Below are 13,472 nucleotides of genomic sequence, written 5' to 3'. Positions count from 1 at the left end.
TGAAAAATCCCGGTAAAACGACAAGATCTTTAAAGGATTTTTACAGATGAGCTCAATCCTCGACCTTGAAGTGTTTGTGCGCACCGCCGACACCGGCAGCTTGTCGGCGGCCGCCCGCAGCTTGAGCCTGACCCCAGCTGCAGCCAGTATTGCCCTCAAGCGCCTGGAAACCCGCCTGGGCATTCGGCTGCTGGCGCGCTCCACTCGCAGCATGCGTCTGACCGAGGAAGGCCGGCGCTACCTCGACAGCGTGCGCGTGGCCCTGGAGGCGTTGTCCGAAGGCGAACAAGCGATCAAGCAGCAAGGCCAGAGCCTCAGTGGTTTGCTGCAATTGGCCGCGCCCTCGGACTTCGGGCGCAATGTGCTGCTGGGCTGGCTGGATGAGTTCAAGCTCGAACACCCGAACGTTCGCCTCCAATTACTGCTCAACGACAGCAATGCCGACCTGTTCCGCGAAACCGTCGACATCGCCCTGCGCTTCGGCGTACCACGGGACTCCAGTCTGGTGGCGCTGCCGGTGGTGCCCGATCACCAGCGCGTGGCCTGCGCCAGCCCCGACTACCTCGCGCGCCACGGTACCCCACGCATCCCCCAGGATCTGGCGCAACACAGCACGCTGCGCTACATGCGCCAGGGTCGCGCGAACAACACCTGGTACTTTCGCCAAGGCGAGCTGCTGCAGGAAGTCGAGGTCAGCGGCGACTACCTGAGCGATGACGGCGAGATTGTCCGGCGCTGGGCATTGGCCGGCCATGGCATTGCTTATAAAGCGCGACTGGATATAGCCCGCGACATCAAGGCCGGGCGCCTGGTGCCGTTGCTCACCGATTGGCAAGGCGAGCCGACGCCGTTCAACCTGATGTGCCCGCATCGGCTGCAAGTGTCGGAACGGGTCAAGGTACTGCACCGCTTCCTGCAACTGCGTTGCGCCGAACTATTACCGCAATAACCGTCCCAGGGCTTGTTCCAGAGCCTTGCTGTCTGGTATTGGATAGGGACTGTCTCCCCCTTATGAGGTGTTCACGATGATTTACCGCACACTGGGCCAGTCCGGGTTGAAGGTCAGCGCACTGACCCTGGGCAGCATGATGTTTGGCGAGCAGACCAACACCGAGGACTCGCTGCGCATCATCGACAAGGCCTGGGATCAAGGCATCAACTTTATCGACACCGCCGACGTCTACACCGGCGGGCGCTCCGAAGAAATCGTCGGTGAAGCCATCGCCCGCCAACGTCAGGATTGGGTGTTGGCCTCGAAGGTCGGCATCGGCCCGGTGGATGGCCTGCCGAACCGCAGCGGGCTGAGCCGCAAGCGGATTTTCAATGCCCTGGAAGCCAGCCTGACGCGCCTCGACACCGATTACCTGGACATCTATTACCTGCACCGTGAAGACCACAACACGCCGCTGGAAGTCACGGTGTCGGCGATTGGCGATTTGATCCGCGAGGGCAAGATCCGCCATTGGGGCCTGTCCAACTACCGCGGCTGGCGTATCGCTGAAGTGATCCGCGTGGCCGAGCGCCTGGGTGTGGACAAGCCGATCATCAGCCAACCGCTGTACAACATCGTCAACCGCCAGGCCGAGGCGGAGCAGATCACCGCGGCCGCCGCCTATGGCTTGGGCGTGGTGCCCTACAGCCCGCTGGCCCGTGGCGTGCTCAGTGGCAAATATGCGCCGGACGTAACGCCTGAAGCCGGCAGCCGCGCCGGGCGCCAGGACAAGCGCATCCTGGAAACAGAATGGCGCGTTGAATCCCTGCGCATCGCCCAGCAGATCCAGCAATACACCCAGGGCCGTGGCGTGGGGATTGTCGAGTTTGCGATTGCCTGGGTGCTGAACAACTCGGCGGTCAGCTCGGCAATTGTCGGGCCGCGCACCGAGGCGCAGTGGGATGCCTACACCGGTGCGCTGGAGGTGAAGATCACGGCAGAAGATGAGGCATTCATTGATTCGCTGGTTACCCCGGGCCATGCGTCGACGCCAGGGTTTAATGACGTAAGCCACTTTGTCTCGGGACGCATTGCCCGATAGCCGAGCGGCATACACCTGACTTGTGGTGAGGGGGCTTGCCCCCCGTTGGAGTGCGCAGCGCTCCCGCTTTTCTGGGGCAGCTTCGCAGCCCAACGGGGGACAAGCCCCCTCGCCACGAAACAGAGCAAACATCTCACCTTAAAAGCACTATATTCCCTCCCTGAAATCTCCCTTCTTGTGTATGAATCGGTTTTCGCGAGGACAGTGTGTCTAAAGGTGTTGTGTTATCGGTCTCGGCCTCGGTGTTGTTTGCCGTGATGTATTACTTCACGTCGCTGCTGACGCCCTTGAGCGGCCTGGAGATTTTCGGCTGGCGGATGTTGCTGACAGCGCCTTGCATGACCGTGTTCATGATCGTCAGCGGCGAGTGGCGGCGGGTGTGGGAACTGGTTCGGCGGGTGGCGGCCAAACCTGGGTTGATCTTCGGGCTGCTGGTGTCTTCAGCCTTACTCGGGGTGCAGTTGTGGCTGTTCATGTGGGCACCGCTCAATGGGCGCAGCCTGGATGTTTCGCTGGGGTATTTCCTGCTGCCATTGACGATGGTGCTGACCGGGCGCCTGGTGTACGGCGATCAATTGTCACGCCTGCAAAAGATCGCAGTGTTTTTTGCCGGCATCGGCGTGCTGAACGAGTTGTATCAGGTAGGTGGTTTCTCCTGGGCCACGTTAGTGGTGATCCTCGGTTACCCGATCTACTTCATCGTGCGCAAACGTCTGAAGACCGACCACCTGGGCGGGTTGTGGCTCGACATGGCGCTGATGTTGCCGGTGGCGTTGTGGTTCGTGCAAAGCGGCGAACAGGGGTTTGCCGTGCTCGATGCGCACAAGGGCTTGTATGCCTTGATCCCGATGCTGGGCGTGATCAGTGCCTCGGCGCTGGTGTGCTACATCATTGCCAGCCGCTTGTTGGCGTTCAGCCTGTTCGGGCTGCTCAGCTATGTGGAGCCGGTGCTGTTGCTCGGGGTCGCCTTGTTGCTGGGAGAAAGCATCAAGGCGGGGGAATGGCTGACCTATCTGCCGATCTGGCTGGCGGTGATGGTGCTGGTATACGAAGGTTTCAAGCACCTGGTTCGCCAGCGCAAGGCCTGATTCCAGGCGAAAAAAAACCCGGTCGCGGATACCTACGACCGGGCTTTTCTACATCAACGATCAGTCAGCGGTGAGCACACCACGACGCACCTGGTCGCGCTCGATAGATTCGAACAGGGCCTTGAAGTTACCTTCGCCGAAACCGTCATCACCCTTGCGCTGGATGAATTCGAAGAACACCGGGCCCATCAGGGTTTCCGAGAAGATCTGCAGCAGCAGGCGCTTGTCCCCCGCCACCGACGAACCGTCCAGCAGGATGCCCCGTGCTTGCAACTGGTCCACCGGCTCGCCGTGGTTTGGCAGGCGGCCTTCGAGCATTTCGTAGTAGGTGTCTGGCGGCGCGGTCATGAAGCGCATGCCGATCTTCTTCAACGCGTCCCAGGTCTTGACCAGGTCATCGGTGAGGAAGGCTACGTGCTGGATGCCCTCGCCGTTGAACTGCATCAGGAACTCTTCGATCTGCCCGGCGCCCTTGGACGACTCTTCGTTCAGCGGGATGCGGATCATGCCGTCCGGGGCGCTCATGGCCTTGGAGGTCAGGCCGGTGTATTCGCCCTTGATATCGAAGTAGCGCGCTTCACGGAAGTTGAACAGCTTCTCGTAGAAGTTCGCCCAGTAGGCCATGCGGCCGCGGTACACGTTGTGGGTCAGGTGGTCGATGACTTTGAGGCCGGCGCCCACCGGGTTGCGCTCAACGCCTTCGAGGTACACAAAGTCGATGTCATAGATCGAGCTGCCTTCGCCGAAGCGGTCGATCAGGTACAGCGGCGCGCCGCCAATGCCCTTGATCGCCGGCAGGTTCAGCTCCATCGGGCCGGTTTCGATATGGATCGGCTGGGCGCCCAGTTCCAGTGCCCGGTTGTAGGCCTGTTGCGAGTCTTTCACGCGAAACGCCATGCCGCACACCGACGGGCCGTGTTCGGCCGCAAAGTAGGAGGCGATGCTGTTGGGTTCGTTGTTAAGGATCAGGTTGATCTCGCCCTGACGGAACAGGTCCACGTTCTTGGAACGGTGGGTCGCGACTTTGGTGAAGCCCATGATCTCGAAGATCGGCTCCAGGGTGCCCGGGGTTGGCGATGCGAATTCGATGAATTCAAAGCCCATCAGGCCCATTGGGTTTTCGTATAGGTCTGCCATTTTCGGTGCCTCATCATTCTTGTAATTACAAATGTTTATTTGCGAGCAAGGATGAGGTCAGCGGGTGGCGCACAGGAGATACCCCGCACGCTGCGGGCGAGGAAGTCACCAAAGATGAGGGGGGACCCGAGTAGCTTCATGGTTGCATCAGTCTCTTACGGGCGAGGCTTGCGTTAGCGCAAGTCCTTATTCTTGTATGCGTAAATCGATTCTACACAGCGTAACCGCGTTTGTCCGTACTCTTATCAAATCCCCATTGCCCTGGCCCGCGCAAGGGGTTTGTTGCACAGGTAGATGCCCAGCAGGATCACTGCCCCGCCCAGCAGCATCGGCACGGTCAGTTGCTCGCCGAGCAGCATTGCACCGCAAATCACCGCGGTCAGCGGATTGAGCGCGATGAACACGCCCGCGCGGGTGGCGCCGATGCGGCGCAGGCCATCGTAGTAGCCGATGTAGGCCAGTGCCGAACCCAGCACGCCGAGGTACAACAAGCTCAGCAGTTGCGGCAGATCAATGCTGCTCACTGCGGCGACCGTCAATTGTCCGGCTAACAGCGTGGTGATCGTCAGCATCAGCGTGCCCAACAGGATCGACCAAGTCACGGTTTGCAAAGGCCCAAGGCTTTGGTTGAGGCCGCGGGAAAACAACGAGTACACGCCCCACCCCACCACACAGCCAAAGATCAGCAGGTCACCGACCCACGCATCTGCCGTGCCCTGTAGCAACTGCGGGTTGCGACTGACGATCACCAGCCCGGCGCCGCTCAGGCACAAGGCGATTCCCAGCAGCTTCAGCGACCCCAGCCGCTCCTTGAACAGCAGCCACGAGGCCAGGCCAATCACTGCCGGATTCAGTGCGACGATCAACGACGCCCGGGACGCATTGATGTAATGCAGGCCGTAGAAAAAGCACAGGTTGTAGAAAAAAATCCCGAAGAACCCGAGCACGGTCAATTGCCCCAGTTGCGCGGAGGTCGGGCGCACCAGGCGAAGGCGCGCCACAGCCATGAACACCAGCAGCGCCAGGCTTGCCAGCACAAAGCGCAGAGTCGCCGCCAACAACGGGTCCAGGCCTGCAGCCAGATAGCGGCCGGCCACGAAGGTGCCGCCCCAAATCATGGTCACGGCCGCCAATTTCAAATACGTGAGACGGTCAGAGGTTGGGGTCATCAGATTTCTACTCAAAAAACACAGGATTGGCTTATTGTTTGGCTAATCCCTTGTCATCGTAAAATGAGTAAATGCTCATGACCCTTACCCAACTGGAAATCTTCTCCCTGGTGGCCGAGTTGCAAGGTTTCACCACTGCCGCCAATCGCCTGGGCATCAGCCAGTCGGCGGTGTCCCATGCGATCAAATCCCTGGAGCAGGAATTGGGGGTGGAGTTGATCCGCCGCCATCAGTCCCAGGTGGAACTCAGTGATATCGGTCAACAGTTGTTGCTGCGCGCCCGGGCCATGCTCGGCCTGGCCAACACCCTGCAACAGGAAGCCGCCGATGCCCGCGGGATGAAACGCGGCACGCTGCGCATTGGTTCGTTTGGGCCGACTTCATCGATTCGTCTGTTGCCGAAGATTTTGCAACGCTTTCGCGAGTTGCATCCGGGCATTGAGGTGCACGTCGACGAAGGCCCGGATCGGCAGGTGATGCAGTGGCTGGAAGAACGGCGCGTCGACGTGGGGTTTGTGGTGCTGCCTGAAGAGCGCTTCGATACGCTCCCGTTGATCGAGGATCAGTTGGTCGCACTGTTGCCAGCGGGACATCACCTGGGCGCGCAATCGAGCGTCAGCCTCAAGGCGCTGTGCGGCGAGCCCTTTATCCTGACCCAGGCGGGTTCGTCCGAACTGGTCTCAAGGCTGTTCGTCGGCGCCGGGCTGCAGCCGGATGTGCGTTACCGCTGCTCACAACTGCTCAGTACCCTGGACACCGTGCGCCGGGGTGACGGCGTGACCATTGTCGCCGAGTCGTCACTGCCTGAATCCACCGAGCCGGACTACCTGATCAAACCGCTCAAACCAGCCGTGAAACGCCAGGTGGGGCTGGCGGTTCTGGATCGACGGCAATCCTCGCCGGCGACCCTGGCGTTTATTGAACTGGCCACACGCTTGCAGCTTGATTGAGCATGCAGGGTCGCGTGCCGCCATCTATCATGGCCAATACCAAAACGCTTTGTTGGACGTCCCGACCGCATTTGAGCGTCTTATTGCCCCTTCCCGCTACAGGCCGCGCAAATGCCACTGACCGTCAAAGGCCCACGAAAAGCCACCACTCGCCACCTGATCACCCTGTTGAGTGGCGCGCTGCCGATTCTGCTGGGTGTGCTGATCCTGTACTGGCAAGCCGGGCGCACGCTGGAGCACAGCACCGCGCAAACCGCTCAGGAAGCCGTGCGCCAGTTTGACCTGATGCTCGACAACACCGCCCTCGCCGCCCAGGCCCTGCTGCCCCTGGCCGGGCATGAATGTGATAACCCGACACAATTGGCGCTACGGGAACAAGTCACCCGCCGGCCTTTTGTGCGCGCCACGACCTTGTCCTGGCAGAGAAACATTTATTGCAGCTCGTTGTTCGGCGGCAATTATCTGTCGCCGGTCAACCCGGAGGACTACGTCGACGGCCGCCTCTGGCTGATGAAAGGCAACCCGGTCACACCCGACACGGCCTTGCTGGTGTATCGCCTCACCGAGGGCGACCGGGGTGCCTTTGCCTCCGTTGATGGCTATCACTTGACCAACGCCTTGCGCCTGATCAGCCGATATACCGACCTGGTGTTGCAGGTGGGGCCCAACTGGCTGGCGTCGGATGGCAAGGTCCACAGCACAGCATTGCCGACATTTGCCCTCGCGCACCATCATCTCGACTCCAAGCGCTATACCTACAGCGTGGAAGCCGGGATGCCGGAGGGCGAAACCTGGCGCTACATGCAGGCGCGGTATCCTGCACTGTTCGTTCTTGTAGTGTTTTTCGGCGTATTGGCAGGCATCCTCGCCCACTGGCTGCAAAAGCGCTCATCGGCACCGACCCTTGAGCTGCAACGTGCCCTGGGTGCCAATGAATTCGTGCCCTATTACCAGCCGGTGGTGCGCGGCGGCGACATTCGCCAGTGGGCCGGCTGTGAAGTGCTGATGCGCTGGAATCACCCCAAGGAAGGCCTGGTGCGCCCGGACCTGTTTATTCCCCTGGCCGAGCATTCGGGCCTGATCGTGCCAATGACTCGCGCCTTGATGCGTCAGACGGCTGCGCAGCTGGCGCCCCACGCAGAGCAACTCGCTGAGGGGTTTCACGTCGGGATCAACATCACCGCCCGCCATTGTCACGACCTGAAACTGGTGGAGGACTGCCGGGAATTCCTCGGCGCCTTCCCGCCAGGCAAGGTGATTCTGGTACTGGAATTGACCGAGCGCGAGTTGATCGAACCCACGGATATCACCCACCAGCTGTTCCAGGCGCTGCACGAAATGGGGGTAATGATTGCGATCGACGACTTCGGCACCGGCCACTCGAGCCTGGGTTATTTGCGCAACTTCAATGTCGATTACTTGAAAATAGATCAGAGCTTCGTCGCGATGATCGGTGTTGATGCACTCTCGCGGCATATACTCGACAGCATCATTGAATTGTCCGCCAAGCTCGACCTGGGCATGGTTGCCGAAGGCGTCGAAACACCAGAACAATGTGAATATCTTGCCGCCCAAGGTGTTGATTTCTTGCAGGGCTACCTCTTTGGCAAGCCTGTACCTTGTGCTGAATTCATTAGATTCCTGAACAGCCATTGAATAGCCATCCAGTTCAACGGAAATATTGTTATTTATACAAAAGACATGATTTACTCAAGGCTGATTAACTACTACAATTTTTCCTGCCTGTGCAGAATTGGCAGGAAGGCCACTTTCGTTGAGTTGCCTTAAGGCTCTTGGCTTATCGCTTTGTTTGCAGTAGATATCAGCCAAATACACTATTGGAGTATAGATTTTGTCCAGACTCGCCGAATTTCGCGCAGCAGAAAAAGCCCTTCAAGAACAGCTTGCCCAGCTGGAATCCCTGAAGAACGACGCTGGCTTGAAGAAAGAAATCGAATTCGAAGAAAAGCTGCAAGGGCTGATGAAAACCTACGGCAAAAGCCTGCGCGACATCATCTCCATCCTGGATCCTAACGCGGGCAAGTCCGGCGCTTCCGTCGCCACCGCACCAAAACAGCGCCGTGCACGTGTGGTCAAGGTTTACCACAACCCGCACACTGGCGAACTGATCGAAACCAAGGGCGGCAACCACCGCGGCCTGAAGGCATGGAAAGAACAATACGGCGCGGCCACTGTAGATTCCTGGCTTCGTGGCTAATGCTTTGCAGCTAGTACAAACGCACTAAGACAAGCCCTGCACATGCAGGGCTTCTTCGTTTACAACCATCGATATTGAAACAAAATCAGACGCTGGCACTTTCAAAAACGAACTTTAAAAAACATTTCACTTTGTTCAATTCGAATAATCCCGACCTGGCCTAGAGCACTCAAAGTTTAAGGCTGTCGCGCACCGAACTGACTTCATCCTTGCTTGACTCGTAAGCTGCGGCCTGGCCTGCGAATGAAAAAACATAGGCCTTATCGGTATCGACCGCCCCCACCAACGTTTGCGACAGCACATGCCGACCGTTCTCGGTGATTACACAGGTAGTTTCCAAAGCCTCAAGCCGACTCAATGTTGTGGGGTGCATCTTGGTGCACACACTTTGATAACCGCCTTGGGCAAAGTCTTTCTGGATGGATTTACGCATTTCCAGCAACACACCTTGCAGATTGACCGTATGCCCCGCTTCAATCGGAGTACCCGTCAACTCCATGACCATCAAGGTCGCGCCATTTTCATCATTCTTGATTGCACGCTGGCGGGACACTGCCGACGGCTGCGCCGCCGCCTGATCGTCGGGCACTACCTCCTCCACTTGCCAGCCGCTGGGCCAATGAATTTCCGGGTCAGCCGCCCATACGGCGTTGCTGCCCAACACTAGGCCCAGGGTCATTAACAGCGGTGCGCGTAATCCGATCATTGCAAAAAACACTCAAGGTTCAAGCGACAAAGTTTGGGCCTCTGCACCCGCTGCTCGCAAGGGCTGCGTGACCTTTTTCATTTGGCGCAACCGGCAGGGCTGCGTATCATGGGCCGGCTGCACGGATGCCAGCCGCAAGCCAAGGGATCGCTCGAACTAGAGCTACGTTTGCCCCATTCTTCTCTGGAGGGCCCATGAGCCTGCACGAACTGAACACATTCCCGGGCGTAACCGCCCAACCTGACACCGCCACCACGAACTTCGTGTTCAACCACACCATGTTGCGGGTCAAGGACATCACCAAGTCGCTGGATTTCTACACCCGCGTACTGGGTTTTTCCCTGGTTGAAAAACGTGACTTCCCGGAAGCCGAATTCAGCCTGTACTTCCTGGCCCTGGTGGACAAGGCCCAGATCCCGGCCGACGCTGCCGCACGCACCCAGTGGATGAAGTCGATTCCGGGCATCCTCGAACTGACCCACAACCACGGCACCGAAAACGACCCGGACTTTGCCTACCACAATGGCAACACCGACCCGCGTGGCTTTGGCCATATCTGCATCTCGGTACCGGATATTGTGGCTGCCTGCGCGCGCTTTGAAGAGCTGGGCTGCGACTTCCAGAAGCGTTTGAGTGATGGCCGCATGAAAAGCCTGGCCTTTGTGAAAGACCCGGATGCGTACTGGGTTGAAATCATTCAGCCAACGCCGCTGTAATAAAAAAACCCCATGATCACTCATGGGGTTTTTCGTTTCAGAGCCGGCAGCTTAGCTGCGGATCAGGTGATCGAAAGCACTCAGGGAAGCCTTGGCGCCCTCGCCCACGGCGATCACGATCTGCTTGTATGGCACGGTGGTGACGTCGCCAGCTGCGAAGATACCTGGCAGTGAAGTCTCGCCACGGGCATCGACAATGATCTCGCCACGGGGCGACAACTCGACGGTGCCTTTGAGCCAGTCGGTGTTAGGCAGCAAGCCGATCTGGACAAAGATACCTTCCAGGTCAACGGTCTTGAACTCGCCACTGTCACGGTCCTTGTAAGCCAGGCCGGTAACCTTCTGACCGTCACCTTTGACTTCGCTGGTGAGCGCACTGGTGATCACGTCAACGTTGGGCAGGCTGTACAGCTTGCGCTGCAATACCGCATCGGCGCGCAGTTTGCTGTCGAATTCCAGCAAGGTCACGTGGCTGACAATACCAGCCAGGTCGATGGCCGCTTCAACGCCGGAGTTACCGCCGCCGATCACCGCCACGCGCTTGCCCTTGAACAACGGACCGTCGCAGTGCGGGCAGAAGCACACGCCTTTGGCCTTGTATTCCTGTTCACCCGGCACACCCATTTCACGCCAGCGGGCGCCAGTCGCAAGGATCACCGTCTTGGACTTGAGGGTCGCACCGCTTTCGAAACGGATTTCGTGCAGCTCACCCGCGTTCTTCGCCGGGATCAGCGCGCTGGCACGCTGCAGGTTCATGATGTCCACGTCGTATTGCTTGACGTGTTCTTCCAGGGCACTGGCCAGTTTCGGCCCTTCGGTTTCCTGCACCGAGATAAAGTTCTCGATCGCCATGGTGTCCAGTACCTGGCCACCAAAACGCTCAGCAGCAACGCCGGTACGAATGCCTTTACGGGCAGCGTAGATCGCTGCAGCTGCGCCGGCTGGGCCACCGCCGACGACCAGCACATCAAAGGCTCCTTTGGCGCTGATTTTCTCGGCTTGTTTCTCGATGCCGCTGGTGTCGAGCTTGGCGAGGATCTCTTCCAGGCCCATGCGGCCCTGGCCGAAGTTCACACCGTTCAGGTAAACGCTAGGCACGGCCATGATCTGACGATCATCGACTTCGGCCTGGAACAACGCACCGTCGATTGCGACGTGGCGGATGCTCGGGTTCAGTACCGCCATCAGGTTCAGCGCCTGGACCACGTCCGGGCAGTTCTGGCACGACAGCGAGAAGTAAGTCTCGAAGCTGAACTCGCCTTTAAGGGCCCGAATCTGTTCAATCACTTCGACACTGGCCTTCGATGGGTGGCCGCCGACTTGCAGCAGCGCCAGCACCAGCGAAGTGAATTCATGGCCCATTGGGATGCCGGCGAAACGCAGGCTGATATCGGCACCCGGGCGATTAATGGAGAACGAAGGCTTGCGCGCGTCGTTGCCATCGCTTTGCAGGGTAATCAGCGTGGAAAGGCTGGCTACGTCCTGCAACAAGGCGAGCATTTCCTGGGATTTCGCACCGTCGTCGAGGGAGGCGACGATCTCGATCGGCTGGGTGACCCGTTCCAGGTATGACTTCAACTGAGCTTTAAGATTGGCGTCCAACATACGGGCGATTTCCTATTAATTCGGTTTATTGCAGACAAAAAAACGCCCGAGCGAAACTCGCCCGGGCGTTTTGAGGGCGGATGCAGCTTACTTAAGTGCGGTAACCCGCCCTTGGTACTTCACAGGCTTAGATCTTGCCGACCAGGTCCAGGGACGGAGCCAGAGTGGCCTCGCCTTCTTTCCACTTGGCTGGGCACACTTCACCTGGGTGAGCAGCAACGTACTGAGCAGCCTTGATTTTGCGCAGCAACTCGGAAGCGTCACGGCCAACGCCGCCATCGTTCAGTTCAACGATTTTGATCTGGCCTTCCGGGTTGATCACGAAGGTGCCACGGTCTGCCAGGCCAGCTTCTTCGATCAGTACGTCGAAGTTGCGGGAGATGGTCAGGGTCGGGTCGCCGATCATGGTGTACTGGATTTTGCCGATGGCTGGCGAAGTGTTGTGCCAGGCAGCATGGGCAAAGTGGGTGTCGGTAGAAACACTGTAGATTTCGACGCCCAGTTTCTGGAATTCGGCGTAGTTGTCAGCCAGGTCTTCCAGTTCGGTTGGGCAGACGAAGGTGAAGTCGGCTGGGTAGAAGAAGACGACAGACCATTTGCCTTTCAGGTCAGCATCAGTCACGTCTACGAAGTTGCCGTTTTTGTAGGCGGTAGCTTTGAACGGTTTTACTTGGCTGTTGATGATAGGCATCGTTGACTCTCCGTCAGGTTTGTAGAAGGGCTTAGTAAGTTGATGGGGTGAATCCTACCCACTCTCCCGGCCGATGGCTCATTGGCAAACCTGATGCTGACGATTGGTTTTCACTATCAAGAGACTGTATTAATAGAAGAAACCTTCAATCACTCGAGGGATGCGCGGGTCATGCCTAGAAAGGGCGTCGCTTCAACATAGCGCATGGCAGATTTCATGTCTTTCCAGCCGACGTAAGTCATCAACGACTTCAAGTCCCAGCCACTGCGATGGGCCCAGGTGGCAAAGCCCCGGCGCAGTGAGTGGCTGGTGTATTGATCCGCTGCAATGCCGGCGCGCTCCAGGGCCTGGCGCAATAGCGGGATCACGCTGTTGGGGTGCAAGCCCTCCTCGCCCAGGTTGCCCCAGCGGTCTATGCCGCGAAATACCGGGCCGCGCACCAGCGCCGAAGCACTGAGCCACTCGCTGTAGGCCTGCACCGGGCACAGGCGCAATAACGCCGGCGTCTGGTAAGTGCGGCCAAGATTTTCTCGGTCGCTTTTACTGCGCGGCAAATACAGGGTAATGCCCGAGCCGGGCACTGCTTGCACGTGCTCGATGTTCAACCGACACAGCTCATCGCTACGAAACCCGCGCCAGAAACCCAGCAGGATCAATGCCGCGTCACGTTTGGCACGCAGCCAGCGGGGATGATCTTCTGCGCTTCGGGCGTCGCGGCCTTCCTGTTCGAGAAACTGAATCACCTGCTCAAGATGCTGGAGCTGCAATGGCTCGGCCTGCTTTTCCTGAGCCGGGTGCACGGCGCGAATCCCTTTCAGCACTTTGCGCACCACCGGCGCCTTGGTTGGGTCGGGAAAACCCTGACTGGTATGCCACTGGGCCAATGCCGACAAGCGCAGCTTCAACGTATTGACCGACAACACGCCCGCATGGGCCACCAGGTAGCGCGCCACGCTGTCGCTGGTCGCCGGCAGGAAACCACCCCAACTCACCTCGAAATGCTCGATCGCCGCGCGATAACTGCGGCGGGTGTTATCGCGGGTGGCCGCATTCAGATAACGGTCCAGTTCACTCATATCTGTACTGCCATGGGGCGTTGTCCACTTCAAAACCTTGATCACACGGGATAATACGCCAATATCCCATCTGTTAAATCATC

13 protein-coding genes are annotated in these 13,472 nt (G+C 58.7%); 7 read left to right on the top strand and 6 right to left on the bottom strand.

Annotated features, from left to right (window positions below; translation table 11 throughout):
• The first annotated feature begins 46 nt into the window (after window positions 1-46).
• From HBJ59_RS23760 to rarD, 3 genes are all read left to right on the top strand, one after another.
• Entirely contained in the window at window positions 47-949 is a 903-nt protein-coding gene (locus HBJ59_RS23760; protein WP_167664926.1) for a LysR family transcriptional regulator, read from the top strand.
• Between the two features lie 76 nt (window positions 950-1,025).
• The gene (locus HBJ59_RS23755) at window positions 1,026-2,033 is read left to right on the top strand and encodes an aldo/keto reductase (protein ID WP_167664925.1); all 1,008 of its coding nucleotides are present in this window, start codon (window positions 1,026-1,028) and stop codon (window positions 2,031-2,033) included.
• 206 nt (window positions 2,034-2,239) lie between these two features.
• Complete coding sequence (rarD, locus tag HBJ59_RS23750) at window positions 2,240-3,121, top strand: EamA family transporter RarD (protein ID WP_167664924.1); 882 nt, start codon at window positions 2,240-2,242, stop codon at window positions 3,119-3,121.
• A 60-nt stretch (window positions 3,122-3,181) separates the two neighbouring features.
• Here the strand turns inward: rarD and hppD are convergent, their stop codons facing one another.
• On the bottom strand, window positions 3,182-4,258 hold the full coding sequence (hppD, locus tag HBJ59_RS23745; RefSeq protein ID WP_167664923.1) for a 4-hydroxyphenylpyruvate dioxygenase: 1,077 nt from the start codon (window positions 4,256-4,258) through the stop codon (window positions 3,182-3,184).
• 245 nt (window positions 4,259-4,503) lie between these two features.
• Window positions 4,504-5,427, bottom strand: coding sequence for a DMT family transporter (locus tag HBJ59_RS23740; RefSeq protein WP_076016179.1), 924 nt, complete (start codon window positions 5,425-5,427; stop codon window positions 4,504-4,506).
• Between the two features lie 77 nt (window positions 5,428-5,504).
• Between HBJ59_RS23740 and HBJ59_RS23735 the strand changes: the two genes are divergently transcribed.
• The 3 genes from HBJ59_RS23735 to HBJ59_RS23725 all read left to right on the top strand — a co-directional run bounded on the left by HBJ59_RS23735 (window position 5,505) and on the right by HBJ59_RS23725 (window position 8,595).
• Window positions 5,505-6,377 (top strand): LysR family transcriptional regulator, encoded by an 873-nt coding sequence (locus HBJ59_RS23735; RefSeq protein ID WP_167664922.1) that lies wholly within the window; start codon window positions 5,505-5,507, stop codon window positions 6,375-6,377.
• A 111-nt stretch (window positions 6,378-6,488) separates the two neighbouring features.
• Window positions 6,489-8,033, top strand: a complete 1,545-nt coding sequence (locus HBJ59_RS23730) for an EAL domain-containing protein (protein ID WP_076016181.1) — start codon at window positions 6,489-6,491, stop codon at window positions 8,031-8,033.
• A gap of 196 nt (window positions 8,034-8,229) precedes the next feature.
• Complete coding sequence (locus HBJ59_RS23725) at window positions 8,230-8,595, top strand: histone-like nucleoid-structuring protein, MvaT/MvaU family (RefSeq protein ID WP_076016182.1); 366 nt, start codon at window positions 8,230-8,232, stop codon at window positions 8,593-8,595.
• 169 nt (window positions 8,596-8,764) lie between these two features.
• On the opposite strand, the gene HBJ59_RS23720 is transcribed toward HBJ59_RS23725, so the two are convergent.
• Entirely contained in the window at window positions 8,765-9,301 is a 537-nt protein-coding gene (locus HBJ59_RS23720; RefSeq protein ID WP_076016183.1) for a DUF4946 domain-containing protein, read from the bottom strand.
• A gap of 194 nt (window positions 9,302-9,495) precedes the next feature.
• Here HBJ59_RS23720 and gloA point away from each other — a divergent pair, with 194 nt between their 5' ends.
• A complete protein-coding gene (gene gloA / locus HBJ59_RS23715) occupies window positions 9,496-10,017 on the top strand; it encodes a lactoylglutathione lyase (RefSeq protein ID WP_076016184.1) in 522 nt (173 codons plus the stop codon).
• 51 nt (window positions 10,018-10,068) lie between these two features.
• Here the strand turns inward: gloA and ahpF are convergent, their stop codons facing one another.
• From ahpF to HBJ59_RS23700, 3 genes are all read right to left on the bottom strand, one after another.
• Entirely contained in the window at window positions 10,069-11,622 is a 1,554-nt protein-coding gene (gene ahpF / locus HBJ59_RS23710) for an alkyl hydroperoxide reductase subunit F (RefSeq protein WP_167664921.1), read from the bottom strand.
• 127 nt (window positions 11,623-11,749) lie between these two features.
• On the bottom strand, window positions 11,750-12,313 hold the full coding sequence (gene ahpC / locus HBJ59_RS23705; protein ID WP_003173835.1) for an alkyl hydroperoxide reductase subunit C: 564 nt from the start codon (window positions 12,311-12,313) through the stop codon (window positions 11,750-11,752).
• 149 nt (window positions 12,314-12,462) lie between these two features.
• A complete protein-coding gene (locus HBJ59_RS23700) occupies window positions 12,463-13,389 on the bottom strand; it encodes a site-specific integrase (protein WP_167664920.1) in 927 nt (308 codons plus the stop codon).
• Between the last annotated feature and the right edge of the window lie 83 nt (window positions 13,390-13,472).

Origin of the sequence: Pseudomonas sp. AN3A02 (assembly GCF_011765255.1) — a bacterium.
GTDB lineage: Bacteria > Pseudomonadota > Gammaproteobacteria > Pseudomonadales > Pseudomonadaceae > Aquipseudomonas.
This window is presented reverse-complemented; position numbering and strand designations above follow the sequence as displayed.

What these genes read in the sequence shown, in the direction of transcription:
- HBJ59_RS23760 (WP_167664926.1), top strand. Translation starts at nt 47, where the DNA reads ATGAGCTCAATCCTCGACCTTGAAGTGTTTGTGCGCACCGCCGACACC.
- HBJ59_RS23735 (WP_167664922.1), top strand. Translation starts at nt 5,505, where the DNA reads ATGACCCTTACCCAACTGGAAATCTTCTCCCTGGTGGCCGAGTTGCAA.
- HBJ59_RS23700 (WP_167664920.1), bottom strand. Translation starts at nt 13,389, where the DNA reads ATGAGTGAACTGGACCGTTATCTGAATGCGGCCACCCGCGATAACACC.
- gloA (WP_076016184.1), top strand. Translation starts at nt 9,496, where the DNA reads ATGAGCCTGCACGAACTGAACACATTCCCGGGCGTAACCGCCCAACCT.
- HBJ59_RS23740 (WP_076016179.1), bottom strand. Translation starts at nt 5,427, where the DNA reads ATGACCCCAACCTCTGACCGTCTCACGTATTTGAAATTGGCGGCCGTG.
- hppD (WP_167664923.1), bottom strand. Translation starts at nt 4,258, where the DNA reads ATGGCAGACCTATACGAAAACCCAATGGGCCTGATGGGCTTTGAATTC.
- ahpC (WP_003173835.1), bottom strand. Translation starts at nt 12,313, where the DNA reads ATGCCTATCATCAACAGCCAAGTAAAACCGTTCAAAGCTACCGCCTAC.
- HBJ59_RS23720 (WP_076016183.1), bottom strand. Translation starts at nt 9,301, where the DNA reads ATGATCGGATTACGCGCACCGCTGTTAATGACCCTGGGCCTAGTGTTG.
- HBJ59_RS23730 (WP_076016181.1), top strand. Translation starts at nt 6,489, where the DNA reads ATGCCACTGACCGTCAAAGGCCCACGAAAAGCCACCACTCGCCACCTG.
- ahpF (WP_167664921.1), bottom strand. Translation starts at nt 11,622, where the DNA reads ATGTTGGACGCCAATCTTAAAGCTCAGTTGAAGTCATACCTGGAACGG.
- HBJ59_RS23755 (WP_167664925.1), top strand. Translation starts at nt 1,026, where the DNA reads ATGATTTACCGCACACTGGGCCAGTCCGGGTTGAAGGTCAGCGCACTG.